Source organism: Micromonospora rhizosphaerae (assembly GCF_900091465.1).
Lineage (GTDB): Bacteria > Actinomycetota > Actinomycetes > Mycobacteriales > Micromonosporaceae > Micromonospora > Micromonospora rhizosphaerae.
In genome coordinates, this window is sequence record NZ_FMHV01000002.1 from 1,141,563 (window position 1) to 1,164,655 (window position 23,093).

General features: G+C 72.6%; 24 protein-coding genes, 1 tRNA gene and 1 riboswitch. Of the genes, 10 read left to right on the forward strand and 15 right to left on the reverse strand.

Annotated elements, in window-relative coordinates; genetic code table 11:
- Nucleotides 1-74: 74 nt before the first annotated feature.
- Nucleotides 75-1,070 (reverse strand): ribonucleotide-diphosphate reductase subunit beta, encoded by a 996-nt coding sequence (locus GA0070624_RS05580; protein ID WP_091337234.1) that lies wholly within the window; start codon nt 1,068-1,070, stop codon nt 75-77.
- A gap of 2 nt (nt 1,071-1,072) precedes the next feature.
- The gene (locus GA0070624_RS05585) at nt 1,073-3,511 is read right to left on the reverse strand and encodes a ribonucleoside-diphosphate reductase subunit alpha (RefSeq protein WP_245718670.1); all 2,439 of its coding nucleotides are present in this window, start codon (nt 3,509-3,511) and stop codon (nt 1,073-1,075) included.
- Nucleotides 3,512-3,646: 135 nt separating this feature from the next.
- Nucleotides 3,647-3,852: riboswitch (cobalamin riboswitch) on the reverse strand.
- Between the two features lie 167 nt (nt 3,853-4,019).
- Here GA0070624_RS05585 and GA0070624_RS05590 point away from each other — a divergent pair.
- The 3 genes from GA0070624_RS05590 to GA0070624_RS05600 all read left to right on the forward strand — a co-directional run bounded on the left by GA0070624_RS05590 (nt 4,020) and on the right by GA0070624_RS05600 (nt 6,565).
- Complete coding sequence (locus GA0070624_RS05590; RefSeq protein ID WP_091337238.1) at nt 4,020-4,535, forward strand: SigE family RNA polymerase sigma factor; 516 nt, start codon at nt 4,020-4,022, stop codon at nt 4,533-4,535.
- The gene (locus GA0070624_RS05595) at nt 4,535-5,638 is read left to right on the forward strand and encodes a hypothetical protein (RefSeq protein ID WP_091337240.1); all 1,104 of its coding nucleotides are present in this window, start codon (nt 4,535-4,537) and stop codon (nt 5,636-5,638) included. Before GA0070624_RS05590 ends, GA0070624_RS05595 begins: the two co-directional genes overlap by 1 nt.
- 69 nt (nt 5,639-5,707) lie before the next feature.
- The gene (locus GA0070624_RS05600) at nt 5,708-6,565 is read left to right on the forward strand and encodes a Rieske (2Fe-2S) protein (protein WP_091337242.1); all 858 of its coding nucleotides are present in this window, start codon (nt 5,708-5,710) and stop codon (nt 6,563-6,565) included.
- Between the two features lie 41 nt (nt 6,566-6,606).
- Here the strand turns inward: GA0070624_RS05600 and GA0070624_RS05605 are convergent, their stop codons facing one another.
- Entirely contained in the window at nt 6,607-7,242 is a 636-nt protein-coding gene (locus GA0070624_RS05605) for a phosphatase PAP2 family protein (RefSeq protein WP_091337244.1), read from the reverse strand.
- Nucleotides 7,243-7,445: 203 nt separating this feature from the next.
- Nucleotides 7,446-7,952 (reverse strand): hypothetical protein, encoded by a 507-nt coding sequence (locus GA0070624_RS05610; protein WP_091337246.1) that lies wholly within the window; start codon nt 7,950-7,952, stop codon nt 7,446-7,448.
- Between the two features lie 286 nt (nt 7,953-8,238).
- Between GA0070624_RS05610 and GA0070624_RS05615 the strand changes: the two genes are divergently transcribed.
- Complete coding sequence (locus GA0070624_RS05615) at nt 8,239-9,921, forward strand: SdrD B-like domain-containing protein (RefSeq protein ID WP_091337248.1); 1,683 nt, start codon at nt 8,239-8,241, stop codon at nt 9,919-9,921.
- 97 nt (nt 9,922-10,018) lie between these two features.
- Here the strand turns inward: GA0070624_RS05615 and GA0070624_RS05620 are convergent, their stop codons facing one another.
- The 3 genes from GA0070624_RS05620 to GA0070624_RS05630 all read right to left on the reverse strand — a co-directional run bounded on the left by GA0070624_RS05620 (nt 10,019) and on the right by GA0070624_RS05630 (nt 11,876).
- Nucleotides 10,019-10,486: a YkgB family protein gene (locus GA0070624_RS05620; protein ID WP_091337250.1), complete on the reverse strand. Its 468-nt coding sequence runs from the start codon at nt 10,484-10,486 to the stop codon at nt 10,019-10,021.
- Nucleotides 10,487-10,640: 154 nt separating this feature from the next.
- Nucleotides 10,641-11,567 carry an NADP-dependent oxidoreductase gene (locus tag GA0070624_RS05625; RefSeq protein ID WP_091337252.1) on the reverse strand — a complete coding sequence of 309 codons (927 nt, stop codon included), beginning with the start codon at nt 11,565-11,567 and terminating at the stop codon, nt 10,641-10,643.
- A 237-nt stretch (nt 11,568-11,804) separates the two neighbouring features.
- Nucleotides 11,805-11,876, reverse strand: a tRNA-Lys gene (locus tag GA0070624_RS05630).
- Nucleotides 11,877-12,356: 480 nt separating this feature from the next.
- On the opposite strand from GA0070624_RS05630, the gene GA0070624_RS05635 reads away from it, so the two are divergent.
- Together GA0070624_RS05635 and GA0070624_RS05640 are read left to right on the forward strand one after the other, a co-directional pair.
- Nucleotides 12,357-12,656 carry a hypothetical protein gene (locus GA0070624_RS05635; RefSeq protein WP_091348222.1) on the forward strand — a complete coding sequence of 100 codons (300 nt, stop codon included), beginning with the start codon at nt 12,357-12,359 and terminating at the stop codon, nt 12,654-12,656.
- Nucleotides 12,657-12,700: 44 nt separating this feature from the next.
- Nucleotides 12,701-13,783: an NAD-dependent epimerase/dehydratase family protein gene (locus tag GA0070624_RS05640; RefSeq protein WP_091337254.1), complete on the forward strand. Its 1,083-nt coding sequence runs from the start codon at nt 12,701-12,703 to the stop codon at nt 13,781-13,783.
- 52 nt (nt 13,784-13,835) lie between these two features.
- Here GA0070624_RS05640 and GA0070624_RS05645 read toward each other — a convergent pair whose 3' ends face one another.
- Entirely contained in the window at nt 13,836-14,585 is a 750-nt protein-coding gene (locus tag GA0070624_RS05645) for a ZIP family metal transporter (protein ID WP_091337256.1), read from the reverse strand.
- Nucleotides 14,586-14,662: 77 nt separating this feature from the next.
- Between GA0070624_RS05645 and GA0070624_RS05650 the strand changes: the two genes are divergently transcribed.
- Together GA0070624_RS05650 and GA0070624_RS05655 are read left to right on the forward strand one after the other, a co-directional pair.
- Entirely contained in the window at nt 14,663-15,358 is a 696-nt protein-coding gene (locus GA0070624_RS05650; protein ID WP_091337258.1) for an SDR family NAD(P)-dependent oxidoreductase, read from the forward strand.
- Complete coding sequence (locus GA0070624_RS05655) at nt 15,352-16,983, forward strand: MFS transporter (protein ID WP_091337260.1); 1,632 nt, start codon at nt 15,352-15,354, stop codon at nt 16,981-16,983. The genes GA0070624_RS05650 and GA0070624_RS05655 overlap by 7 nt, the downstream gene beginning before the upstream one ends.
- A 6-nt stretch (nt 16,984-16,989) precedes the next feature.
- Here GA0070624_RS05655 and GA0070624_RS35550 read toward each other — a convergent pair whose 3' ends face one another.
- Nucleotides 16,990-17,166 carry a hypothetical protein gene (locus tag GA0070624_RS35550; RefSeq protein ID WP_245718671.1) on the reverse strand — a complete coding sequence of 59 codons (177 nt, stop codon included), beginning with the start codon at nt 17,164-17,166 and terminating at the stop codon, nt 16,990-16,992.
- A 176-nt stretch (nt 17,167-17,342) separates the two neighbouring features.
- Nucleotides 17,343-18,062 (reverse strand): PP2C family protein-serine/threonine phosphatase, encoded by a 720-nt coding sequence (locus GA0070624_RS05665; protein ID WP_091337262.1) that lies wholly within the window; start codon nt 18,060-18,062, stop codon nt 17,343-17,345.
- 63 nt (nt 18,063-18,125) lie between these two features.
- Here GA0070624_RS05665 and GA0070624_RS05670 point away from each other — a divergent pair, with 63 nt between their 5' ends.
- On the forward strand, nt 18,126-19,172 hold the full coding sequence (locus GA0070624_RS05670) for an AAA family ATPase (protein ID WP_091337264.1): 1,047 nt from the start codon (nt 18,126-18,128) through the stop codon (nt 19,170-19,172).
- Between the two features lie 207 nt (nt 19,173-19,379).
- Here GA0070624_RS05670 and GA0070624_RS05675 read toward each other — a convergent pair whose 3' ends face one another.
- From GA0070624_RS05675 to GA0070624_RS05690, 4 genes are all read right to left on the reverse strand, one after another.
- On the reverse strand, nt 19,380-19,754 hold the full coding sequence (locus tag GA0070624_RS05675; protein ID WP_091337266.1) for a hypothetical protein: 375 nt from the start codon (nt 19,752-19,754) through the stop codon (nt 19,380-19,382).
- A gap of 29 nt (nt 19,755-19,783) precedes the next feature.
- Nucleotides 19,784-20,032 carry a hypothetical protein gene (locus tag GA0070624_RS05680; RefSeq protein ID WP_091337267.1) on the reverse strand — a complete coding sequence of 83 codons (249 nt, stop codon included), beginning with the start codon at nt 20,030-20,032 and terminating at the stop codon, nt 19,784-19,786.
- Between the two features lie 80 nt (nt 20,033-20,112).
- A complete protein-coding gene (mscL, locus tag GA0070624_RS05685) occupies nt 20,113-20,586 on the reverse strand; it encodes a large conductance mechanosensitive channel protein MscL (protein ID WP_091337269.1) in 474 nt (157 codons plus the stop codon).
- A 39-nt stretch (nt 20,587-20,625) separates the two neighbouring features.
- Entirely contained in the window at nt 20,626-21,309 is a 684-nt protein-coding gene (locus GA0070624_RS05690) for a FadR/GntR family transcriptional regulator (RefSeq protein WP_091337271.1), read from the reverse strand.
- Nucleotides 21,310-21,359: 50 nt separating this feature from the next.
- Here GA0070624_RS05690 and GA0070624_RS05695 point away from each other — a divergent pair, with 50 nt between their 5' ends.
- Nucleotides 21,360-22,658 carry an MFS transporter gene (locus GA0070624_RS05695; protein WP_091337273.1) on the forward strand — a complete coding sequence of 433 codons (1,299 nt, stop codon included), beginning with the start codon at nt 21,360-21,362 and terminating at the stop codon, nt 22,656-22,658.
- Nucleotides 22,659-22,668: 10 nt separating this feature from the next.
- Here the strand turns inward: GA0070624_RS05695 and GA0070624_RS05700 are convergent, their stop codons facing one another.
- A complete protein-coding gene (locus GA0070624_RS05700) occupies nt 22,669-23,025 on the reverse strand; it encodes an STAS domain-containing protein (RefSeq protein ID WP_091337275.1) in 357 nt (118 codons plus the stop codon).
- Between the last annotated feature and the right edge of the window lie 68 nt (nt 23,026-23,093).

Sequence of the window (23,093 nt, forward strand, 5' to 3'; positions counted from 1 at the left end):
GCCGGCGCGCCAGGGCCGAGACCCGGCACCCTGTCGCCCGGCCGACCCCCGGCGCCGCCGACATTGACCGGCGGTCAGAACGCCTCGTCCAGCGCCACCGTCCCCTCCACCGCCACCTGGTACGCCGAGACCCGCCGCTCGAAGAAGTTGGTCAGCTCCTGCACGTCCTGCAGTTCCATGAACGGGAACGGGTTCGTCGATCCGTACACCGGTGGGAGCCCGAGCCGGGCGAGCCGCGCGTCCGCCACGTACTCCAGGTAGCGGCGCATGTCGGCGGTGTTCATGCCGGGCAGGCCGTCGCCGCAGAGGTCCCGGGCGAAGGCCAGCTCCGCCGCGACCGCCTCGTCCAGCATGGTCCGCACCTGCGCGGCCATCTCGTCGTCGAAGAGGTCCGGCTCCTCCGCCCGGACGGTGTCCACCACCGTGAAGGCGAACTCCATGTGCATGGACTCGTCGCGGAACACCCAGTTGGTGCCGGTGGCCAGCCCGGAGAGCAGGCCACGCGAGCGCAGCCAGTAGACGTACGCGAAGGCGCCGTAGAAGAACAGCCCCTCCACACAGGCGGCGAAGCAGATCAGGTTGAGCAGGAACGCCCGCCGGTCCGCCCGGCTCTCCAGCCGGTGCAGGGACCCGATCGAGTCGATCCAGCGGAAGCAGAACTCTGCCTTGTCGCGGATCGACGGGATGTGCTCGACCGCGGCGAACGCCTTCGCCCGTTCGTCGTGGTCGGGCAGGTAGGTGTCGAGCAGGGTCAGGTAGAACTGGACGTGCACCGCCTCCTCGTAGAGCTGGCGGGAGAGGTAGAGCCGGGCCTCGGGCGCGTTGACGTGCTGGTAGAGGTTGAGCACCAGGTTGTTCGCCACGATCGAGTCGCCGGTGGCGAAGAACGCCACCAGGCGGTGGACCAGGTGTCGTTCGCCGTCGGAGAGCTTCGCCAGATCGGGTACGTCGGAGGCCAGGTCCACCTCCTCCACCGTCCAGGTGTTGCGGATGGCGGCCCGGAACCGCTCGTAGAAGTCCGGGTAGCGCATCGGTCGCAGGGTCAGGTCCATGCCGGGGTCGAGCAGCATCGTCACTGGCACGCCTCGCAGATCTCCGGGTTCTCCAGCGAGCAGGCGACCGCGTCGCCGTCGCCGACGGTCAGGGTGAGCAGGGTGGGCGCGGCGGGTTGCGGCTGCGCCGGCACCGGCACGGTGGCCGGGGCCGCGGCGACGGTGGTCTGGGCGATCCGGGTTGCCGGACGGGAGCGCAGGTAGTAGGTGGTCTTCAGGCCGGCCCGCCAGGCGTACGCGTACATCGAGGAGAGTCGGCCGATGGTCGGGCTGGCCTGGAACAGGTTGAGCGACTGCGACTGGTCCACGTAGGGCGCCCGCGCGGCGGCCAGGTCGATCAGCGCCCTCTGCGGCAGCTCCCAGGCAGTGCGGTGCAACGCCTTCAGCTCCGCGGGCAGGTCCAGGCCCTGCACCGAGCCGTCCGCCCGCTTGATCGCGTCCCGGGTCTGCGGCGTCCACCGGCCCAGCCGCTTCAGGTCGGCGACCAGGTGCCGGTTGACCTGGAGGAACTCCCCGGAGAGGGTCTCCCGCTTGAAGACGTTGGAGACCAGCGGCTCGACGCACTCGGAGCAGCCGGCGATCGACGCGATCGTCGCGGTCGGGGCGATCGCCACCAGCAGCGAGTTGCGCAGCCCGTGCCGGGCGATCTTCTCGCGGAGCGCCGCCCAGGCGTCCGGCCGGGTGGGCCGGGCGTCCGGCCAGTGGTCCGGGTGCAGCACCCCGCCGGCCGCCCGGGTCAGCGGGTACGCCGGATGTGCCCCGCGCAGCGCCGCCAGATCGGCCGAGGCCTCGTACGCGGCCAGCGCGATCTCCTCGGCGATCCGGGTGGAGAGCGCCAGCGCCTCCGGGGAGTCGAACGGCAGCCGCAGCGCGGCGAACACGTCGGCCAGCCCCATCACGCCCAGCCCGAGGGGTCGCCAGCGCCGGTGCGCGGTGGCCGCCTGCTCGGTGGGGAACCAGTTCCGGTCGATCGCCCGGTCCAGCGCCCCGACCGCCAGCCGGACGGTGCGTGCCAGCGTCACGAAGTCGACGCCGGAGGCCGTCGCGGCGCCGGACGGGGCGTCGGACCCGGCCTCGGGTCCGGTGCCGGTCTCTGCCTCGGATCCGGTGGCCGGCAGCAGGTGCGCGGCCAGGTTGATCGAGCCGAGGGTGCAGACCGCCGTCTCGTCGTCGCTGGTCACCTCGAGGATCTCGGTGCAGAGGTTGGAGTGGTGCACCACTCCACCGCCCGCGCCGACCTGGTTGCAGGTGCGGTTCGCGGCGTCCCTGAAGGTCATCCAGCCGTTGCCGGTCTGCGCCAGGGTGCGCATCATCCGCGCGTACAGGGTGCGGGCCGGCAGTGTCCGCACGGCCTTGCCCGCCGCCTCCGCCGCCCGGTACGCCGAGTCGAACTCCTCGCCCCAGAGGTCGAGCAGCTCCGGTGCCTCCTTCGGGTCGAAGAGCGACCAGTCGGCGTCCGCCTCGACCCGGCGCATGAACTCGTCCGGCACCCAGTTGGCCAGGTTGAGGTTGTGCGTACGCCGGGCCTCGTCGCCGGTGTTGTCCTTGAGCTCCAGGAACTCCTCGATGTCGGCGTGCCAGGTGTCCAGGTAGACGCAGGCGGCGCCCTTGCGGCGACCCCCCTGGTTGACCGCGGCCACGCTCGCGTCCAGGGTGCGCAGCCACGGCACGATGCCGTTGGAGCGGCCGTTGGTGCCCCGGATCAGCGAGCCACGCGAGCGCACCCGCGACCAGGAGATGCCGATCCCACCGGCGAACTTGGACAGCTTCGCAACCTGCGTGTAGCGCTCGTAGATGGACTCCAGCTCATCCCGAGGCGAGTCCACCAGGAAGCAGGAGGAGAGCTGCTGGTGCCGGGCGCCGGCGTTGAACAGCGTCGGTGAGCTGGGCAGATAGGCCAGCCGCGCCATCAGCCGGTACAGCTCGCCCGCCTCCTCGACGGTGTCCGACAGACCGGTGGCCACCCGCAGCCAGAAGTGCTGCGGCCGCTCCAGCACCCTCCGGCTGCCCGGGTGACGCAGCAGGTAGCGGTCGTACAGCGTGCGCAGGCCGAAGTACTCGAACGCGTCGTCGTGGGCGTGGTCGACCAGGCGGTCGAGGGCGTCGGCGTGCGTCGCGACGAAGCCGGCGAAGCCGGGGTCCAGCAGCCCCTCGGCGTACGCGGCCGCGACGCTGTCGCTGAACGTGTCGATGCCCTGCGCCGTCGCTTCGTGCGCGATTCGCCCGGCGAGCAGGCGCGCGGCGAGTCTTGCGTACGCCGGCTCCTCGGCGCTCAGGCCGGCCGTCGCCGCGATGGCCAGCTCGGTCAGCTCCGCTTCGTCGGCCCGGGCGGTACGCCCGGACTCCACCAGGGCCAGGATCCGGTCCGGGTCGGTGTCGGGCAGGTCGTGGTGGTGCCGGTGCAGCAGGTCCCGCACCGCCTCGACTGCGGGCGGGGCAAGGGTGGATGACGCCGTCACGTGCTCTCCTGGGTGGTCGGTGTGGACCCCGCGGGAGGGCACGACGGCACGCCGGAACGCCGCCGGTCGGTGTGCCGGTGGTGTCCGTACGGCTCGACGGCCCTCCCGCGAGGCCCCGAGGTGGTATGCGCGCCGGGTTGGCGCGCCCTGCTGGCAGGTCTTCGGACTCGCGGGCTGACGCGTTCCGCGTTCGCCTACTGGCCGTCGCTTCCCAGGCCCCGTCGGGCCCAGTGCTCGTGACGGCGGTCGTTCCCGCTCACCGCTGCGGGGCAGTCCCGGATTCGCACCGGGTTCCCTGTTCGGCGCGACGCCTGGCGGGCGCCGACGCCTGGCTGACCACAAGGTCGAACCAGCAGTGAGAGTGATCCTAGATGTAGTGGTCGAGCAAAAGCCAGCACACCAGATGATGTGGGCGTGTCGCCTCGCCGAGAAAATTCGCCGGGCGTACAACCTGGAGGAAGGCCGACCCCGTCACCGGGGTGGAATGGTTCACGGACGGGGTGGGTGGATGCGGGCGGACCTGGAGCAGGAGTACGTCGAGTACGTCACCGCGCGGCTGGCGGCGCTGCGCCGGATCGCCTGCCAGCTCACCGGGGACGCGCACCGCGGCGACGATCTGGTCCAGACCGCGGTCACCCGGATCTACGTCAACTGGCGCCGGGCCCGCGCCGCCGACAACCTCGACGCGTACGTCCGGACGGTGCTGGTCCGGGTCTTCCTCGACGAGAGGCGCCGGCTCTGGTCCCGGGTACGCCTGGTGGACACCCCGCCCGAGCGGGTGCCCGCGCCACCCGACGACGCCGTCGAGGACCGAGCACTGCTGCGCGCCGCGCTCGCTCAGGTGCCGCCTCGGCAACGGGCCGTGCTGGTGCTCCGCTTCCTCGACGATCGGCCCGTCGACGAGGTGGCGGCGATCCTCGGCTGCACCGCCGGCACCGTCAAGAGCCAGACCTCGCAGGGTCTGGCCCAGCTGCGCCGCCTGCTCGGTACCGCCTCCTACGCGATCACCGGAGAGGGGAAGTGATGGAGGAGAAGTTGCTCACGCCGCTGCGGGACGTACCGCTTCCGCCGTCCGGCGTGGACCTGCACCGGGCGGTCCGCGACGGGCGCCGGCGGATGCGGCGGCGCCGGATGGCCGCGGCGTGCGGCGTGGGGCTCGCAGTGGTCGGGGTGTTGGCCGCCGCCCCCGCGCTCCTCGCCCGGCCCGGGTCGCCGGAACCCGTCCTGCCCGCGACGACGCCGACCGCCCCCGTGGCGCCGATGCCCGACCGGGCTCCGGCCGCCTTCGACCCGAAGAGGCAGTACGCGGACTTCGGCTGGCTCCCGGACGGGCCGACCGAGCGGACCGTCACGACTGGAACCACTCAGCTCGCTTTGAACGCGTCGACGCCGGTGAAGGGGACCGGTGCGGACCCCGCCGGGCTCATGGTCGACCTGCGGATCGTGCCGGCGGGCCGCGAGATTGCCCACGACATGTCCAGCGACTTCGCCCTCCCCAGCGGCCGGGCCGGCTCGGCCGGGCTGGAACCCGCCGACCCGGTGAACGGCCGGACCGCGCGATGGAACACCACCCCCACCCCCGAACCCCGAGCCGCCGCCCTGCGCTGGGAGTACGCCCCGGACGCCTGGGCCGAGGTGATCGTGCACGGCGTCGCCGAGGGCGACGACCCCAGGGCGCTCGCCCGCCGGATCGCGCTCGACGTGCGGTACGGCCTGAACTCGCCGGTCCGGCTGCCGGTGCGCCTCGGGCCCCTCCCGGTCGGCCTGAAGCCCGTGTCGTACCGGGTGACCATGACGGCGGACGGTACCTGGGGCGTCGAGCTGTCGTACGGCGCCGGCCGGCGGACCCGGTACGGGGACTGGCCGCTCGTTGTCATGGTGATTCCCCGGACCTCGGCCTCCGGCGACAACGCGGTGCTCGCCGACCCCGACTCGACCCTCGACGGCCACCCGGCCCGCCGCCGCTCGTCCATCGACGGCGGCGCCAGCCTCCAGGTGTACGGCGTCCAGGGCCTCTATGTGGAGCTGACCGCGCACGACAAGGCCACCCTGCGAGCATTCGGCGGGAATCTGGACGGTCTCTTCCGCGACGCCACCCTCTATCCGAAGGTCAAGGACTGGCGCTGACGCGGGCCGGGCGGCGGATTTGTCATCGCCGCCCGGTTTCGGGCCGCTCCTGCCGGGAAGTCGGACCGGGTGCGAGCACTCTTGACGAAACTCGAACAGGCCTCGGCGCTGGACCGGGTGGGCGACCGGCTGCAGCGCGTCGTGCAGGGCATTCTGCGTCCGCAACGGGTTAGGGACCTGCTGCACGGCGTCTGGTTGGGACACCCGCTGCACCCGGCGCTGGTGCAGGTGCCGGTGGGCGCCTGGATGTCTGCCGCCATGGTCGACCTGATGCTCCCCGATCAGCGCCGGGCGGCCACCACCCTGGTCGGGATCGGTACGGCCAGCGCGGTGCCGGCGGCCGTGGCCGGGCTGAATGACTGGGCCGCGCTCTCCCGCGACCAGCGCCGGGTCGGCCTGGTGCACGCCACTACCAACGGCGTCGGGGTGGCCCTCTACGTCGGCTCGCTGGCCGCGCGGCTGAGCGGGCAGCACCGGCTGGGCCGGACGCTGGGCTACCTGGGGCTGACCGCCGCGAGCACCGGGGCCTACCTGGGCGGCCACCTGGCGTACAAGCAGGGGGCGCAGGTCAGCCAGAGCAACTCCGAGCTGCACCGGATGGCCGGCGGCTGGCACGCGTTGGCCGACATGGCCGCCCTGCCGCAGCGGGAGCTGGTCACCCGCCAGGTGAAGGACGACGTCTCGGTGATCCTCTACCGGCACGGTGACGACGTCACCGTGATGCTGGAGCGCTGCCCGCACCAGAGCGGCCCGCTCGGCCAGGGCGACGTGCAGGAGATCGACGGCCACGCCTGCGTGGTGTGCCCCTGGCACGGCAGCACGTTCCGGCTCAACGGCGGAGAGGTGGTGCACGGGCCGTCCGCGAACGACCAGCAGGTCCTGCCGACCCGGGTGATCGACGGCGTCCTCCAGACCCGGCTGCCCTGACTGACGCCCGTCCGGCATGTGCTGGCCGGGGTGCCCCGCGGTCAGCGGCGGGCGGGGCCGCGGGCGTCGACCACCGGGCGGGCCGACCGGCGGACCCACCACCGGAGCATCTCGGCGGTGGGGCGGGCCGCCAGCGGGGTGATCAGGGTGGTGACCAGCACTCCCAGGAGCAGACCGGCGGCCACGTCGTGCGGGTAGTGCACGCCGATGAAGGTGCGGGAGAGCGCGGCGAGCACGGCCAACGGCGCGGCGATCAGCCCGATCCGGCGGTGCAGCAGCAGCGTCGCGCCGGCCAGCGCCCCGGCGATCGTGGCGTGGTTGCTGGGGAAGGACCAGTCGCCCACCGGGGGGCAGTGGCCGGCGACGATCACCAGGTCGGCCGGGCTGCGGCAGGGGCGTTCCTCGGCCACCAGGCTCTTGAGCCCCTCGCTGCCACCGTACGCGAGCAGAACCGACACCGGCGCGGCCAGGGCGAGTGCCCGGGCGCGGACGTCGCCGCCGAGCAGCCGCGTCACGGCGGCCAGCGCCAGCAGCACACCGAGCAGCAGGATCGCGCCCTCGGTGAAGTGCGCGGCGAACCCCTGCACCGGTTGCGGGGTGCCGTCGGCGAACTCGACGATGTCGTGGTACCAGTCGGCGCTGATGTCGGGAACGCCGGTCATAACGGTGTCAGTCATGAATCACCTCACCAACCGTTCATACTCGGCTCACCTGCCCGCTGCCGTGGGAATCAGGGGGAGGGCAGCCAAGTCTCAGGGGCCTCACAGCCGACTCTGATGCGGTGACCGCCGCCGCAGTGGACAACGCGGGCTCCCTCGCGGTGCTGCGACGCACCGGGTTCACGCCGGTCGACGAGGTGATGCTCGATGGCCGCCCCGGCCTACGTCACGTCCGGGACCTGCGGGCCGCCCGGCCCGGCTGTTGACCGCTGGCCCGGCAGGCCGGACATCCGCTCCACGAGCGCCTCGAGGTCCTCGAAGGCGTACGCCCAGTTGTGGCACTTGAAGCTGCGCAACCCCGTGATCGGCGTGCGGCAGTCGGCGCAGTGCACCCCGGGGATCGCGTCCGGCACCTCGGTGTTGACGTACTTGCGCTCACCCAGGATCACCCGGGCGATCATCGCCCGGTCGTGCACGCCGTGCAGCGCCGAGGAGACGATGTCGTACCAGTTCACCCGGCGACCGCACTTCGGGCAGTCCGGCTCGTCGCCGCTGACCCAGAGCGGCGCGCCGATGCTGCGCGCCGGCATGTTGAGCAGCTTCTCCAGCCGACGGACGTCCGACTCGGGCGTGGTCCAGCGGTGCCGGCCCGGCAGGGAGGCGGGCGAGTCGTAGACGGCGCGGAACACGACCGGGTCGACCTCCACGGTCTCCCGCTTGCTGGTCATCGGGTACCTCCTCGACGGTCGGTGGCTAAACCGTCGTACCAGGTGGAGGGCCGGTGCAGCCGGACCATGGACGCGAGGGCCGGCGGTGTGTCTCCTCCGCCGCCCGACCCGCCGGTCCTCCTGCACTGATGGGTCCCAGGTGGACGGCTGATCGGTCCCCGGATGTAACCCCCTCGATGGTCCGGACGCCTGATAGGTGGATCGGGCCACGTTTCCGATGACCGCCGCCGCTGGTCCGGATAGTGCTGCCCGTCCTGCCCAGTACCCCTCGTCAGTCAGGGAGACCATGACCGGTTCATCCACACTCGCGCGGGCGCGTCGCGCCGCGCTCGCCACCCTCGCGGTTGCGACCTCGCTCGGCACGCTTCTTCCCGGTGGTGTCGCCTCCGCCGCTCCCAGCCCCGCCGACCTGGTGGTCGGCCTGGCCACCGACCCAACCGAGGTCGGCCCGGCGGGCGACATCGTCCGGTTGGACGTCTCGGTACGCAACGCGGGGGGCGCCGAGGCCGCCGACACCACCGTGAAGATCACGTTGCCGGACAACGCCACCATGGGCTACGGCGAGCTGGCCACCGGCTGGACCTGCGACGCCGACGCCCTCAAGTGCAAGTACGGCGACCTCGCTGCCAATGTCGCCGCTCCCACGCTGTACCTGTACGTCACGCTGCCGGCCGGCGAGCACGACCAGAAGGCGACGATCACGGCGACCGCCGGCACCCAGAGCCACGAGTCGTCGACGGCGAACAACACCGGCACGACCGCGGTCCGCTACGTCGTCCAGCCGGACCTCAACTTCGAGTTCCGGCCTGAGCTGACCGAGATCTCGTACCTGGGCGGCATGGGCGCGCGAGCCTTCATCCAGGCGGTGTCCACCAACGTCGGCACGGTGGCCGCGCCGGATGTCACCTTCCGCTTCACCCCGCCGGCGGGGGCCCGGATGGACCCGGCCGAGGCCGAGCTCTATGGCTGGAAGTGCGATGCGTCGTCCCCGACCTGGGTCTGCACCGGGCCCGGCGGGGTCGAGGTCGGGCAGAGCGAGTACCTGAACCTGTCGGTCTACTTCCCGGCCGGCACGGTGGGCGACACCCTGACCATGGCCGGGTCGGTCTCGACCACCGCGACTGAGCGGTCGCTGACCAACAACGGCGGTGAGACCGCGTTCCGGTACGTCGTGCCCCGCCCGGCGGACATCGTCGTGGCCTGGGTGTCCGTCGTCCCCAACTACCAGGTCAAAGCGAACGAGCAGTTCGACGTGTACGTCGAAATGGACAACATCGGCGGCAGCCCGGCCGAGAACGTGAAGGTCCGGGTGCCGCTGGCCCCGACCGTGCAGATGGCGTCCCTCGACCCCGAGTTCCCCGGATGGACCTGCGCCGTGGTGGACGAGACCGCGGACCGGGCCGTCGAGTGTGCCCGCGAGGGCGCGTACGACATCTCCCAGCCGTACAACCGGCTGCGGCTGCGGATGACGGCTGGCCCGGGCACCCCGGACGGTCCGCTGACCTTCACCGCCACCGCCTCCACCACGAGCACGGAGGAGACCACCGAGAACAACACCGCCCAGGGCAGCACCGTCTACGTCGCCGAGGGCATCATGACCGGCCACGCCTGGATCGACACCGACCGCGACGGCCAGCGCGACGCGGACGAGCCGGGCGCGTACGGGAAGATCGGCAGGATCGAGTTCGTGCTGGAGGGCACCCGACCGAGCTGGGACGTTCCGACGGCTAGCCTCAACGAGAATGGCATCTACTCCACCCGCCTGAAGCCCGGCCGGTACGTGGCGAACGTCTACCTGCAGGACGGGGTGCCGTACAGCTTCACGACCCCGGACGTCGGCGATGACGCCACCGACTCGGACATCGTCGGCAGCACCGGCGGCTACTACAACCGGGGCTGGAGCGCGGTGGTCGAGGTGAAGGACGCCGAGCAGACGTTCGTCGACATCGGCCTCGTCCCGACCGTGTAGTCCTGAGCCGTACCGGAAGAACCGGCCCCGGCGACCGTGCGGTCGCCGGGGCCATTCGGGTCCTCCCACCAGGAAATTCCGCGAATAGTCCGGATCTTTATCGGTGGCGGGCCGCGTGCAGCGACTCGACGGCTGTCAGGAGAGCGGCACCGAGGAGCACGGTGTCCTTCAACAGGAACTGCCCCAGTTGGGAAAGGCTCAACATCCCCTGCCCTTCCTGCCGAGCCTCGGGCGTCGTGGCCAGGAAGCTGAGCGTGGTGAGGAACATCCCCACCGCCCCGAAGCTACCGATCGCCGACGCTCTGGGCGCAAGCGGCTTCGCGGCGATCAGAGAGCCGATGGTGATCTCCGTGACCCCGATGAGTCGGTTGAGCTTTTGTGCGCCCAGCTTCTGGCGGAATCGCGAGAACAGCGGACTCGAGGTGACCAGGGGCTCGTCGTTTTCGACTTCGTACTGCTTGAACTTGAGCGCACCGATCCACAATATGTTCGTCGCCAGTGCGGAGCGTAGGACCGAGAAGCCTACGGAAGCGAGGCCATCTGCCGAGGCGTGTCGTGTGCCCATCCGCTCGCTCCTAGTCGCTGTGTCGGCGGCCGGCTTGTGGGGACCATTACCCGCTGGGTTCCGCCACAAGCACCGAGGGTGCGGCTGGGCGCCCGCCTGCTGTGGGCTCAGGTGATTCCTTCCCCTCCCTGCACTCGGGAGGAGGGAGCCCCGGTTAATCGTCGTTCGTGACGCGGATGATGGTCTTCCCGGGCACTCGGGGGGCGTCGGGCCCGAATGCGGCCACTGCCTCCGACAGGGGCCGGGTGGCTCCGACGTTCGGGGTGAGCCGTCCGTCGCGCAGTCGCGTGGCCAGTTCGGTGAGCTGGGAGCGGTCGGCTTCGACGACGAAGAAGATCGCGCGACCGTTCTGCGGCTGGATCTCCGGCGGGCTAGCGATGGTGACGAGCGTGCCGCCGGGACGCACGAGTGCGGTGGAGCGGTCGCGGATGTCTCCGCCGATCACGTCGAAGACCACATCGACCTGTCCGACGTCCTCAAGAGTGTCGTTCTGGAGGTCTACGAACGCGTCGACACCAAGCTTCAGCGCGGTGTCTCGGTCTCGTGCGCGGCCGGTGCCGATCACTCGTGCTCCGACCTCGCGGGCGAGCTGGACTGCGATCGAGCCGACACCACCCGCGGCGCCGTGGATCAGGACAGTCTGACCCGCTTCGATGCGGGCGTGGACGAAGAGGGCCTGCCAGGCGGTGAGTCCGGAGATCACCGTGGCCGTGGCCACGGCGTGGTCCACGTCCGCGGGCAGCGGGGCGAGGTTGCGGGCCTCGACGGCCACGTACTCGGCCAGAGAGCCGTTGCGCGTCCAGTCGGTCAGACCGAACACACGCTGCCCCACGCTCAGCCCAGTGGTGCCGTAGCCCAGCTCGGTCACGACACCGGACACCTCGTGTCCGGGAACGGACGGGGTGCGGTCCCGCCCGGCACGGTCGGTCCACGTCCCCGGCCAGGTCAACTCCCCGGGAGTGAACCCTGCCGCGTGCACGCGCACCATGACTTCGTTCTCCGCCAGGTGCGGGTACGGCACCTCGGTCAGGGTCAGCCCGGCCAATCCGGCCTCTTGGTCCCGCACAGTGATCGCTTGCACAAAAATCCTCTCTCTGTCGAAGTCCGGGCAGCACCGTCACCCGATGGCTCCGCTCCGTCTTCATCCTCTCCCGGTGTCCGCAGCAGACGGGGCAGGACAGCCGATCTGCCCGACCGTCCCAAGCTTCGACGGAGCCAATGGCGCAGCGACCGAACCAGCGGCTTGCCTGCAGCCGCCCGCCGACCGGGCATAGCTGGCATCGACGACCCCGGTCACGGTCGCTGACCAGCGGTTGAGTGGGCCGCCAGGGACTCGAACCCTGAACCTATGGATTAAAAGTCCACAGCTCTGCCATTGAGCTAGCGGCCCGCCCGCCCAGGCTACCGGAACCCGGCCGCGCGGGCCTTCCGGCTTCCCGCCGCCCGTCGATGTCCGCCAGCCGACGCCGAGGCGACCGCGTATGGGTGCGAGGCCCTTGAGGATGGCCGGCGGCACTCGGGGTGCGGTGTCGGCGATCGCCCCGTTCGTGCGGGCAGCTCCAAAGGAAAGCCGGCACGTGGCCGGCGGCACCTGGGGCCCGGTGTCGGCGACCGCCCCGTTCGTGCGGGCAGCTCCAAAGGAAAGCCGGCAGGGGCCCGGCCGCCCCGGGCCCGGCGTCGGCGTCGGCGACCACCCCATCCGTGCGGGCAGCCCCAAAGGGGAACAGGCGGATGCCGGCCAGCACCCCGGCCCCGTGTGGTCCGCCACCGCGACCTGGCATGTCCGACCGGCTGGGCGACTACCATGTCGGCGCGCAGCCGGACGACACGGCCCCGCATGGGGTGCCGCCAGCGGGGAACCGTGACCGGCATGAGGATGAGCAGCACGCCGGCGGTGGCGGCGTCGAGCGAGGAGGTCGGCGCGGACGGCGTACGGCAGCCCGGCGGCGAGGTGCACGCCTGGTTGCCGGGGCGGAACCAGACCGTCTGCGGGCTCCCGCTCAGCCGGACCCGGCTGCGCCGCTTTCCGCACGTGCCGTTCGACTACGCCTCGACCGACGTGCTCACCGAGGCCGACCCGGTCGGCTTCATCTGCCCGCGCTGCCTGGCCGCCACTCAGGGGCGCCGCCGGCAGGAGAAGGGCTGGGTGCGCCACTCGCCCCGCCCCTGACCGATCAGGGGTTGGAGTCCGGTTCAGCGGGTACCGCATCTCGCATGCGGATCGTGATCGTGGGAGCCACCGGCAACGTGGGGACCGCGCTGCTGCGTCGGCTGCGCCAGGAGCCGGGGCCGGAGCTGGTCGGGGTGGCCCGTCGGCTGCCCGGCCCGGACGCCGGTGAGCCGTACGACCGGGTGGAGTGGCACTCCTGCGACATCGGGGCGCCCGGCGCGGCCGACAGGCTGGCCGCGATCTTCGCCGGCGCGCGGGCGGTGGTCCACCTGGCCTGGCAGATTCAGCCCAGCCACGACCAGCACACCCTGCACCGGACCAACGTCGGCGGCAGCCGCGCCGTGATCGACGCGGTCGTCCGGGCCGGCGTGCCGGCCCTGGTGTACGCCTCGTCGGTCGGCACGTACGCGTCCGGCCCGAAGGACCACCCGATCAGCGAGCGCTGGCCGGCGACCGGGGTGCCCGGGTCGTCGTACAGCCGGGACAAGGCCGAGGTGGAGGCGATGCTCGACACGGTCGACCGCGACCACCCGCAACTGCGGGTGGTCCGGCTGCGGCCGGGCCTGACCTTCCAGCGCGAGGCCGGCACGGAGATCACCCGTTACTTCCTCGGGCCGCTGGCCCCGGTCCGGCTGCTCCGCTTCGGCCGGATCCCGTTGGTCCCCGCCCACCGCCGGTTACGGATGCAGGCGGTGCACGCCGACGATGTCGCCGACGCGTACGCGAGGGCGGTGCTGGGTGAGGCTCGAGGCGCCTTCAACATCGCCGCGGACCCGGTGCTGACCCCGGAGTTGGTCGCCCGGCACTTCCACGGCTGGACGGTGCCGGTGGCCGCCCCGGTGCTGCGCGTCGCGGCGGCGCTCACCTGGCGGGCGCGGCTGCAACCGGTCGACGCCGGCTGGGTGGAGCTCGCCCTGAACGCGCCGCTGATGTCCAGCGACCGAGCCGAGACCGAGCTTGGCTGGACGCCGAGGATCGACGCGCTGACCGCCCTCAAGGAACTCTTCGCCGGCATGGCACATCGGGTCGGCACCGACGCCCCACCCATGTCGGCCGACGCCGACCTGCCTGGCCGCCCCGCGGCGCTCCGGAAAGCCCGCACCCCCGGTCACGGCAACCCCTACTGACGCACCCCACACCCGCCGTCAAGCGGCTGACCGGCAGCTCAAGCGGCGGAAGTCAGGCGTGCGAGAGGGCGAAGGCGGTGAGGAACCCCAGCACGGTGATCAGCCCGACCAGGAGGTGGGCGTCCTCGAACGCCTCGGGGACCATGGTGTCGGCGATCATGGCCAGGATGGCACCGGCGGCCAGCGCGGTGATCGTGGCCAGCACCGCCGGTGACGTGCCGCCGAGCAGTGTGTAGCCGAGCAGCGCCGCGAGCCCGCTGACCAGCGCGATCGCCGTCCAGAGCAGGAAGACGTACCGCCTCGACCGGCCGGCCCGGCGCATGCCGGCCGCGCTGGACAGCCCCTCCGGAACGTTGCTGAGGAAGACCGCGACCACGGTGACCAGGCTGACCGGACCGCCGGCAAGCAGGCTCGCGCCGATCACCACCGATTCCGGTACGCCGTCCAGCAGCGCGCCGACGGCGATGGCCGAACCGGAGCCGGGCTGTTCCTGCTCGCAGGGCTGCTGGTCGCCGGAGCGCTTGCGGTGCCGAGCGCCGCCTCGGGCCAGCAGCACGTTCGCCCCGGTGTACGCCAACGCGCCGCCGGCGGCCCCGATCGTGGTCGCCGTCAGCCCGCCCCGCTCGTGCGCCTCGGCGATCAGGTCGAAGGAGACCGCGGAGAGCAGCACGCCCGCCCCGAACGCCATGATCGACGCGATGACCCGCCGTGACACCTTGGCGAACCAGCCGAGCGCCGCCCCGACCAACAGGGCGGATCCGGCCAGCAGTCCCCAGCCGCCCGCCTGCAACCAGCCCGGCATGAGATGGACCGTACACCGGTGTGTCGGGCGCAAAACCGGGAACGCCGAGCCGTCGAGCAACCGACGGCTGGAGGGACATGGGCGCCAGAACCTTCGTGGTGGTCGGTGGCACCAGCGGGCTCGGCCTGGCGGTGGCCCGCCTGCTCGTTGAGGAGCACCGGGTGGCGGTGCTGGGCGACCGGCCGGAGGAGGTCGCCGCGGTGGCCGGCGAGCTGGGCTGCGCGGGCGTGGTGTGCGACACGTCCTCGTACGACCAGGTGCGGGAGGCGTTCGCCGAGGTGATCGACCGGTATGACACGGTGGACGGGGTAGCGGCGTGCGCTTCGGTGTGGGCGGGCGGCGATCTGGTGGACCTGCCCCCGGAGCGCATCCGGCGGGCCGTGGAGGTCAATGCACTCGGCACGACGTACGTGTTCCGGGAGGCGCTGCAGCACCTGCGCCGGCAGGGGTTCGGCAACCTGGTGTACGTCGGGGCGATGGCGGTGACCAGACCCAGGCCCGGTATCCCGGTGTATCGGGCGACCAAGAGTTACGGCCAGAGCCTGGTGGAGTCGCTGGCGGAGGCGCAGCACAGCAACCAGATCAAGGTGATGGAGGTCGATCCGGGGCCGATGCCGACCCGGTTGCAGGAGCGGGTCGGTGACGAGTTCCTGGACCACGTCTACGCCCTGCCCGAGCAGGTAGCCCCGGAGGTGACCCGGCTGCTGCTGCTCGATCCGGACGACCTGTACGTCTCGGGGGAGCGGGTGCTGCGGGCGGACGGGCGGTGGTAACGGCGGCGGGCACCTCCGTCGAGGCACCGGTCTCGGCCTGGTCGCCGCTGCGCACCGCGGTCTATCGCAACCTGTGGCTGGCGCTGCTCGCCGCGAACATCGGCACCTGGATGCAGACGGTCGGCGCGCAGTGGCTGCTGGTCCACCAGCCGAACGCCTCGACGCTGGTGTCGCTGGTGCAGACGGCGAGCCTGCTGCCGATGCTGCTGCTGGCCCTGCCGGCGGGCGCGCTCGCGGACACCTTCGACCGCCGGCACCTGCTGATCTCGGTGCAGCTGTTCATGGTCGCGGTGGCCGGGGCGTTGACCGTGCTCACCGCGACCGGGCGGATGCCGCCGGCGCTGCTGCTCACCCTCACCTTCGCCTTCGGGGTCGGGCAGGCGCTCACCCTGCCGGCCTGGGCGGCGGTCATTCCCGAGCTGGTACCGCGCGATCAGCTGCGGGCGGCGTCCGCGCTCGGCTCGATCAGCGTCAACGTGGCCCGGGCCGTCGGCCCGGCCGCCGCCGGCGTGCTGATCGCCAAGGCGGGCGCCGCTCCGGTCTTCGCCCTCAACGCCGCGGCGTATCTGATCTTCGCCCTCGCGCTGTTCCGGTGGCGGCCCGGCAACGCTCGCGCCGTCGAGGTGCCCGAGCGGTTCACCGCCGCGCTGCGCGCCGGCGGTCGGTACGTGCGGCACTCTCCGGTCGTGCGCCGGCTGCTGCGCCGGGCGCTGGTCTTCGTGATACCGGCCAGCGCCCTGTGGGCGCTGCTGCCGCTGATCGCCAGCCGTCGCCTCGGCATGGACTCCAGCGGGTACGGCCTGCTGTTGGCCGCCCTCGGCGTGGGTGCCATCCTGGGCGGCCTGCTGATGCCGTGGATCCGCACCCGGATAACGGCCAACCAGTTCCTGCTGGTGGCCGGGGCGTTCTACGGCGCGGCGCTGATCGTGGTGGCGACGGTGCGCGTCGTCCCGGTGGTGCTGGTCGCCCTGCTCCCGGCCGGGCTGGCCTGGGTCACCGTGCTCGCCAACGTCAACGCCGAGATCCAGCTCTTCCTGCCTGGCTGGGTACGGGCCCGCGGGCTGGCCGTCTACCAGGTGGTCCAGGGGGGCGGGCAGGCCGTGGGCGCGTTCGCCTGGGGCGTTTTGTCCGACACCGCCGGGCTGGTCACCGCGTTTTACGTGGCGGCCGCGCTGATGCTGGTCGGCGCGGTGACGTCCCAGATCTGGCCGCTGCCCGACCTGCGCGGGGTGAGCAAGGACCCGACCGCCTACCTGCCCCGACTGGAACTGGCGCTCGAACCGGATCCCCGGGTGGGTCCGGTGCTGGTGGAGGTGACCTACACCGTGCGGCAGGAGCGGGAGCAGGAGTTCCTGAAGGCGATGGACCTGGTCCGGGGCTTCCGACAGCGTACCGGGGCGATGCGCTGGGGGCTGTTCCGCGAGGGCGAGACCACGAACCGGTTCGCCGAGGTCTACATGGTGCCGTCCTGGGACGAACACCTGCGCCAGCACGGCGGCCGGCTGACGGGAGCGGATCAGGAGGCGGAGGAGCGGGCCAAGGAACTCGCCGAGGGCGAACCGGAGGTGCGGCACCTGCTGCCCGCCGCCGCCAGCGCCAACACGGCTCCCGACCGGACCACCTGACCGCAGTCAGAAGTCGGCGAACAGGTAGGGCAGCCGGCGAGGGAAGAGCTGGCGCAGCTCGGCCGCCGCGTCCCCCGGCACCACGCCGAGACCACGGATGTCCACATCGGCCGGGTCGAGCACCCCGTACGCGAGCGCGGAGAGCCCGGCGGCGGTGAGCCTCGCGGTCGGGACGCTGTCCACGGCGGTGCTGTCGCCCGGCTGCAGCTCCAGCTTGCGGGTCGGTGGCCAGCAGGTCGTCGGCGAGCAGCGTGCCGCCGTGGTCGTCGATCCGGTAGGTGACCGCGCCGAGCGTCTCGCCGTCCCGGACGGCGGTGAGCAGCCACCGGTCGTCCCGGTCCCGCTGGCGGGCGATCGGGTCAGACCTCGGTGAGGTCGCAGACCACGACGGTGACGTTGTCCGGCGCGCCGGCCTGGTGGGCGAGCTTGACCAGATGCTCGCAGCACTGCTGCCGGTCGCCGTAGGTGCCGAGCGCGGCGGCGATCGCCGCGTCGTCGACGTAGTCGGAAAGGCCGTCGCTGCAGAGCAGCAGCCGGTCGCCGGCGAGGACGGTGAGCGTCCCGATCGCCGGCGGCGCGTCCAAGCCCTGCACGGCCCGGGTCACCAGCGACCGCTGCGGGTGGTGCCGGGCCTGGTCGGGGGAGAGCGCGCCCTGGTCGACCAGCGCCTGGACGAAGGTGTCGTCCCGGGTGAGCTGGGCCAGCCCGCCGTCCCGTAGCAGGTAGCAGCGGGAGTCGCCGACCTGGGCGAGGACCAGGGTGTCGCCGGCGAGCAGTGCGGCGGTCAGCGTCGTACCCATGCCGTCGCGGGCCGGGTCCACCGTGATGGCCGCGCGGATCCGCTGGTTGGCGGTGCTCACCACAGCGCGCAGCGCGTCCGCGGCCTCGTCGGGGACGGTAGGCGGGGTCAGCTCGTCCAGGATGCGGATGACGATCTCGCTCGCCACCTCGCCGGCGGGCAGCCCGCCCATGCCGTCGGCCACCGCCAGCAGGCGGTCACCGGCGAGGGCGGAGTCCTCGTTGTTGGTCCGGACGAGGCCGACGTCGTTGAGGAGGGCCGAGCGGAGGATGAGCGTCATGGGCCTAGCTTGCCAAGAAGACCCTGCCGCCGTCTCTACGCACTACTGCGTAGGGTGGGAGAAATGATGCCGGTGTCCATGGTCGGGCGCGCCGGCGAGCTGGCCGAGCTCGACCGGGCATGGTGCACCGTGGTCTCCGGTGACCGGCCGGCACCCACCGTCACGGTGATCACCGGCGCCGCCGGAGTCGGCAAGAGTCTGCTGGTCGCGGCCGCCCTGGAGGGTTTCGCCCCGCGCCCGGCGATGGTCCTCGCGGGCGCCGCCCGGGTGCACGACCCGGCCCCGTACGACTGGTTGGCGGCGGTGCTCAGCGGGCGGGACACCAGCGGCCTCGACCTGCCGCCCGACGCCCTCGCCTGGCTCGCCCAGCAACCGACCGCGCCGCGCGAGCGCTACGCACCGGGCACGCTGCTGCGGCTCGCCGTCCGCACGGTGCGGCTGCTGGTCGGCGCCGGCCCGGCGGTGCTGGTGGTCGAGGACCTGCACGCCCTCGATCCGGCCAGCCTCAACCTGCTGTGTGAGCTGGCCGCCACCCCGGAGCTGCCGGCCCTGCTGGTGGTGGTCAGCCGGCCGCCGGCCGACGCGGTCGCGCCGGACCTCACGGTCCGCGCGCTGGCCCGCCTCTGCGGGGTACGCGGCGCGGTGCGCCAGCACCTCGCCCCGCTGACCGCGGCCGAGGTGGCCGAGGTGCTGACCCAGGTGTACGGCGGGACGCGCCCCGCCGAGCCGGTGGCCACCGCGGTCTGGCAGCGCACCGGCGGCAACCCGTACGTGCTGACCGAACTGCTCGCCGCGCACGCCGGGGCGGGCCCGGAGGGGCTGGTTCACCAGCCGCTGCCGGAGCATCTTCGGCCGCCGGTGCCCCGGCCGGCGGCCCCGCCGGACGCGGAGCCGCCGGACGCGGAGCTGACTGGCCGGGAGATCGAGGTGCTCGGCTGCCTGGTCGCCGGGATGTCCAACAAGCAGGCGGCCCGGGCGCTCGGCATCTCGGTGCGGACGGTGACCGTGCACGTGTCGAATCTGCTGCGCAAGACCGGTTCGGCGTCGCGTACCGAGGCGGCGCTCTGGGCGGTGCGGCGCCGGCTGCCGGTCTCGGCGCCGCCCGGCTGACCTTCCCGGCCGGTGGGCGCGACCGGGTAGAGCCGCGGCGCCGGGAGGGGCCCGCTGGTCCGACGACGGGAGTCGGTGTCGGCCCCGCCCGCCTCGGTGAGGCTGATCAGCCGCAGGATCCCCTCCTGGTACGGGTTGCCCCAGCCCTTCGGCGGCAGCCGGGCCGGTCGCCGGGGATCCGGGAGGCGCCCCCACCACGGACCCGGCTCACTCCTCAGCCGACAGCTGCGCGGCGGGGACGTCGAGGCGTACCTGGCCGTCGGTGACGGCGGCGATCTGGTCGGCGAGCACGTAGACGGCGCCGGTGCGGGCCAGCTCGGTGGAGACCTTCAGGTAGCCGCCGTGCAGCAGCCGGGCGGCCAGGTCGGCGGGGACGTCCGGCTCCTCGACCGCCGTCGACTCGATCAGCTCGTCAAGACTGCTGCCGGGGTCGGCGGTCGGGGGTCCCTGCACGGTCACCGCGTTCGGGTCGGCGCGCTGGACGAGATCCACGGTGCCGACCTCGACGCCGGTGGAGTCGACCACCCGCATGCCGGTGGTGACCCGGGAGATGGTCGCCTGCTGCGTACCCTGCTGGTTCATTCAGGCGCGGTTCCCGGGCCGCCCGTGCGCTAAACAGGCGGGGTCCAGCCGCTCGGCGGGCGCGGGGAGAGTTCGCGCCAGGTGTCCGGGCCCGCCAGCAGCGCCCGGACGGTCTCCTCGGCCTCGTCCGCGCTGTCGTACTCGTAGAACTGGGAGACCCCCTCCGCGCCGCCGGCCCGCTGCTCGACGTGCCAGCGGTCCGCGTCCACCCGGAGGAAGACGTCCCGCCGGGCCAGCCGCCCCCACTTCCCGTTCCACCAGTGCCTGCGCTGTTCCATGGCGGAACTCTATCGAACACATGTACGACATGGGACGGCCCCTGCGGGATTCCCGCAGGGGCCGATGTGCAGGCGGTACGTCAGCGGTTGACCGGCGGCTCGTTCCGGCGGCCCAGCACCTCGTCCAGCGCCCCCCGCTGCTGCCCCGGCGTGTGGTGGCCGGCGGCGACCAGCGCGTCCCGGATCTCGGTGAGCAGCTTGATCTCCTCGCTCGGCGCCTTCGGCGGCGGCTCCTCGCCGCGCCGCCGGCGCTCGGCGAGCCGGTTCATCGGGTAGACGACCAGGAAGTACAGCGCCGCCGCGGTGAGTAGGAAGGTGATCACCGCGTTGACGAAGGCCACCCAGTCGAACGGGATGCCCCGGAAGTCGGGAGCGGTGCCCGCGATCCCGTCGCGGCTGCCGGTGAGCAGCAGCACGAAGACCCGGATCAGCGGTTCCAGGAACGACTTGGTGAGCTGGGTGACCACGCCGGTGAAGGCCGCACCGATAACGACACCGACCGCCAGGTCCACGACGTTTCCGCGCATGATGAAGTCTTTGAAGCCCTTGAGCATCCGCACTCCTGTGCTGTCCGATTCTGCGTCCGGGACAACCTATGCCGTGGACTGCGGCTCCAGAAAGGCACCCGCCTCGATCGCCGCCCGCTCCGGATCGCCGTCCCGGATCGCCGCCACGAGCCGATCATGATCGACGTACCGCTCGGGCTCCAGCGCGCCGCCCATGGCCTGGGCGACGGTGCCGCGCAGCGCGGCGCCGACCGAGGCGTACAGCTCGGCGAGCATGGCATTGTGCGCGGCGGCCACCACCGCGGTGTGCAGCGTGGCGTCCGCCGTCACGAATTCGTCGACCCGGCCGGAGCGCCAGGCCGCCTCGCGGGCGGCGAGCGCGTCGTCGAGCGCCGCCAGGTCCGCGGGCGTACGTCGGACGGCGGCGAGCCGGGCCGCCTCCACCTCGAAGGCGCGGCGCACCTCGACCACCTCGGCCATCCGCTCGTCGGTGAACCGGCGGGCCACCACCGGGGCCAGTTCGTCGGTCGACACCACGTACGTCCCGGAGCCCTGACGGCACTCGAGCACGCCGGCGTGGACCAGGGCGCGGACCGCCTCCCGGACGGTGTTCCGCCCTACCCCGAGCGCGGCGACGAGCTGCGGCTCGGTCGGGATGCGGCCGCCCACCGGCCACTCGCCACCGAGGATGCGCGCCCGGAGCTGCTCGATCGTCTGCCGCACCCGGTGCCCGCGGGGCGGTACGGGGACGGAATCCACCGGCGGTGTCACTGGTTACATCCCCCGTCCGGAATTCATCCCATGATTGTAGGTTCGAGGGTATGACCCCGCCACCGACCGCCTGCGCGGACCCGACCACGGTCGCTGCGCCGCCCGCTCCGAGCGTCGACGTCACCCCGGGACCGGCACCCGCGCCGGCCCCGCCGGCGTCCCCCGCCACGGGCGGCCTGTTGGTGCTGGCCGGGATGCTGCTGGTCGCGCTGAACCTGCGCGCCGCGATCACCGGCCTCGGCGCCCTGCTCGACGAGGTACGCACCGGTCTGGCCCTCTCCGGGACGATGGCCGGCGTCGTCACCACCCTGCCCGCCATCGCGTTCGCCGTCTTCGGGGCGGTCACTCCGCGGCTGGTCCGCCGCCACTCGTCGGCCCGGGTGCTGATCGTGGCGATGCTGGCGCTCGTCGCCGGACAGGTGCTGCGCGTCCTCACCGACTCGTCGGCGGTCTTCCTGGTCACCAGCGCGGTGGCGCTGGCCGGGATCGCGGTGGCGAACGTCCTGCTGCCGATGCTGGTCAAGCAGCACTTCCCGGGCCGCCTCGGGCTGGTCACCGGCGCGTACTCGATGGCGCTGACCGTCGGCGCCACCGTGGCGGCCGCCGCTACCGTGCCGGTCGCGCACGCGCTCGGCTCGTGGCGCGCCGGCCTGGCGGTCTGGGCCGGGCTGGCCGCGGTGGCCGTACTCCCGTGGGTGCCGCTGGCCCTGCGCGCCCGCGCGTCCCGACGGGCGGCGAGCCCAACGGCGGCGAGGGTCGATCGGCCCCGGATCCGGCCGGGGCGGACCCGGCTGGGCTGGGCGATGGCCACCTACTTCGGTACGCAGTCACTGGGCGCCTACGCCATCATGGGCTGGCTGGCTCAGCTGTTCCGGGACGCCGGCTACCGCCCGGAGACGGCCGGTCTCCTGCTCGCCGGGGTGACCGCGCTCGGCACGCCGATCGCCCTGGTCATGCCGGCCCTCGCCGCCCGGGTGCGCACGCTGCGTCCGCTGATCCTGTCGCTCTCGACCGCGATGACGCTCGCGTATCTCGGGCTGGCAGTCGTCCCGGCCGCCGGCGCGCTGCTCTGGGTCGTCCTGCTCGCCATCGGGCAGAGCGCCTTCCCGTTGATCCTGGCCACCATCGGCCTGCGGGCGCGGACCGCCGAGGGGACGGTGTCGCTGTCCGCCTTCACCCAGAGCGTCGGCTACCTCATCGCCGCGCTCGGCCCGCTGCTGGTCGGCATCCTCTACGAGGCGACCGGGGGCTGGCGGCTGCCGCTCGGGTTCCTGCTGGCGGCGCTCGCGGTGCAGACGACCGCGGGCATGGTGATCGCCCGTCCCCGGCACATCGAGGACGAGCGCTGAGAGGGGACGATCAGGAGGAGGCCGGGGTCGGGTCGCCCGCGACGGCCTGCTCGACCGTCGGGTAGGTGTGCAGCACCTCGACCAGGCCGCTGACCTCCAGGATGCGCAGCACGCCGCGCTGCGGGGCGGCCAGCCGGACGACGCCGCCGGCCTCGTCGCAGCTGTTCTTGGCCCGTACGAACACGGACAGCCCGGTGGAGTCGCAGAACGACACGTCCGCCAGGTCGAAGACGAGGCGGTTGCGCCCCTTGTCCAGCAGATCAGTGATCTGGTCCTGCAACTGCGGTGCGGTCGCCATGTCCAACTCGCCCGCGACCGACACGACGACCACGTCGCCGCGCTGTTCCGTCTGCACCGTCAGGGACATTCGCCGACCTCCTGTGTTCGGTGGAACGGTATCCCACGAAGTGGGGGACACGCAGAACGGGAGCCGGT